General features: G+C 68.9%; 1 protein-coding gene. It reads right to left on the bottom strand.

The window, feature by feature from the left end; genetic code table 11:
- The coding region (locus HWX22_RS31455; RefSeq protein WP_175917013.1) for an Ig-like domain-containing protein at nt 1-505 on the bottom strand (505 nt) is incomplete at both ends.

Here is a 505-nt window from a genome sequence, read left to right as displayed (position 1 = left end):
AATTCGCGCGCGCCTTGCCCATCACTTCCGGTTGCCGGTCGTCGGTCGGCTGGCCGGACTGCAAGGCACCTTGCGACACACCCACATGGTCGACCACCTGGGTGATCGTGATCGCCAGCTGGCTGGTGTCCACCGTGAATTCATGCGCTTCGCCATGCGCGCTGCTGTTGCCGGCCCGGTCCGTCACCGTCGTCGACAGGCGATGCGGGCCGTCCGCCAGCGCCTGCGGGAAACGGAAGGTCCAGTTGCCGTCCTCGCCCGCCACGGTCGAACCGATCACCTTGCCGCCGTCGTGGATCGTCACGGTCGCTCCCGCTTCGGCACGGCCGGTATAGATCGGCGAGGCGTCGTCCGTCGTCGCGCCGTTGGCGATCGGCCCCGTCACGTCACCCACGCCATCCATCAGGACCTCGTTCATCGAGGCGGCGGGCGGCGTGGTGTCGACCACGATCGGGTATTCACCGGTCTGCGAGGTCCCGCCGCCGTTGGGCGCCGGCGCGGATAC

It is taken from the genome of Burkholderia sp. BCC1638, assembly GCF_902833195.1.
GTDB classification, from domain to species: Bacteria; Pseudomonadota; Gammaproteobacteria; order Burkholderiales; family Burkholderiaceae; genus Burkholderia; species Burkholderia diffusa.
This window is presented reverse-complemented; position numbering and strand designations above follow the sequence as displayed.